Genomic DNA, 1,827 nt, shown 5'->3' on the forward strand with positions numbered 1-1,827 from the left:
ACGCATAACCGAAAAACAAGGGGAAGAAACATACGAGGTTCAAGAATCGGCTACAGGCAAGTACGATCAAACGATAAAGATCATGAAAGATCAAATTTACCAAGGGAACTTAGTGTTAATAAATAAGGATTACCCGATCCATCAAGTAGGGATTCTATCGGATGTGGTTAATCTTTTTCAGCATAAAGAGTTGGTCGATGGTTATGTTTTATTAGATAACACCATTCGTTTGTCTCAAAGCATAGTGAAAAATTTTACAACCATGATCCGAGCTGCTGATAAACAGGGGGTTCATCACTTTATGATTAGCAGCGGCTACAGGGATAACAACGAGCAGAGTAAGCTTTATAAAGATATGGGCCCGGATTATGCTTTGCCGGCGGGGAATAGCGAGCATAACTTAGGAATATCTCTTGATATTGGTTCTACGCAATCGGAGATGAGTCAAGCTCCTGAAGGTATTTGGCTTAAGAAAAATGCTGCGACCTACGGGTTTATTTTACGTTATCCCAAGGATAAAACAGCTATCACCGGCATTCAGTATGAGCCTTGGCATTTCCGATATGTTGGTTTACCCCATAGTCTGATTATGCAGCAGAAGAATTTAACACTGGAACAATATTTGGAATTTCTGAAAGAGCAAAAGACGCTAACAACGACTCTTCAGGGTGTGAAATATGAAATTTCGTATCATTCAATTTCCCAAAATACTACCATTCAAGTGCCAAGTAATCGTAAATATGAGCTGTCTGGCAACAACATGGATGGCGTTATTGTGACGGTGTTTTTATGAATGGAATCAAAATCTCAGGAAGGTGAGGGTGCCCAATGAAACAGATGAAATTTATATATGACACTGCGATGTCCGGATTTTTTGCCCTCTACATGTATGTGGTGTTTAAAGTTATCTTATTTAAGTCTTGATATTCATTCCTTTTGGCATCTTCTTGATGTTATTGTCGAATAAATCAAAAATGTCATTGTTAGGGGTAGGAATTCGATCGTTAGCTTTGAGTTTGAGCTTGGAATGCTTAGAGGTGTTATTTTTAATCGGCAGCTTTGATGTGGATGACCTTATTCTAAATGTGTCCGGCGGTTTGATAGGCTTCTGCATGTTCAAACTGATTTCAGCTGCTAGCCGCTTGATCGGGATCGGTTCCTTTCGTTTCTTTCCCAAAGAACAGCAGAACCAACGCTCCGAATACGATAGCAATGAAGAAAATGGTAAATATCGAGGAAATGCTGTGATGTCTAGACACCAATAAGCCGACAAGGTACGGGCCAATGATCCCTCCGACGCGTCCAAAGGATGCGGCAAGCCCAACGCCTGTCGAGCGGACGCTAGTAGGGTATAGCTCTGGTGTGTACGCATACATGGCTCCCCAAGCGCCAAGATTGAAAAAAGAGAGGCTAATCCCTGCTGCTATAAGCATGGCCTCTGTACTAGCAGAACTGAACCAAATCGCGCTAAAAGCTGTTAACAGCAAATAAGAGACAAGTACGAATTTACGACCGAATTTTTCAATAAAGTAAGCTGCTGTAAAATAGCCCGGAAGCTGTGCTAACGTCATTATCAGCACATATTGAAAACTTTTTACAAGACTGAACCCCTTCAGAACCATGACGGATGGAAGCCATAGGAATATCCCGTAATAGGAGAAAACCACGATAAACCAGAGAATCCAGAGCGCAATCGTTGATTTCCGGAAACGTGCTGACCAGACGGATGTGACACGTTCTTTAAGCGTTAATCGGCGATTTCGCTGCTCATTATATCGCGGAGAATCTTGAATCGCTCTTCTTAAGTACAACGCATACAAGGCTGGC

At 41.8% G+C, this 1,827-nt stretch carries 2 protein-coding genes and 1 pseudogene; 2 read left to right on the top strand and 1 reads right to left on the bottom strand.

Annotation, left to right across the window (positions count from 1 at the left end; all coding sequences use genetic code 11):
• Both AC1DUA_RS38755 and AC1DUA_RS38760 read left to right on the top strand, forming a co-directional pair.
• Positions 1–793 (top strand): M15 family metallopeptidase (locus tag AC1DUA_RS38755; RefSeq protein ID WP_477504746.1); only part of this gene is annotated, 793 nt, incomplete at its 5' end.
• A 127-nt stretch (positions 794–920) separates the two neighbouring features.
• Positions 921–1,115 (top strand): annotated as a pseudogene (locus AC1DUA_RS38760) (VanZ family protein); the annotation flags it as partial.
• 12 nt (positions 1,116–1,127) lie between these two features.
• Here the strand turns inward: AC1DUA_RS38760 and AC1DUA_RS38765 are convergent.
• Positions 1,128–1,827, bottom strand: a 700-nt coding sequence (locus AC1DUA_RS38765) for an MFS transporter (protein ID WP_477504747.1), incomplete at its 5' end; no start/stop codon positions are given.

It is taken from the genome of Paenibacillus sp. 01T422 (assembly GCF_056398785.1).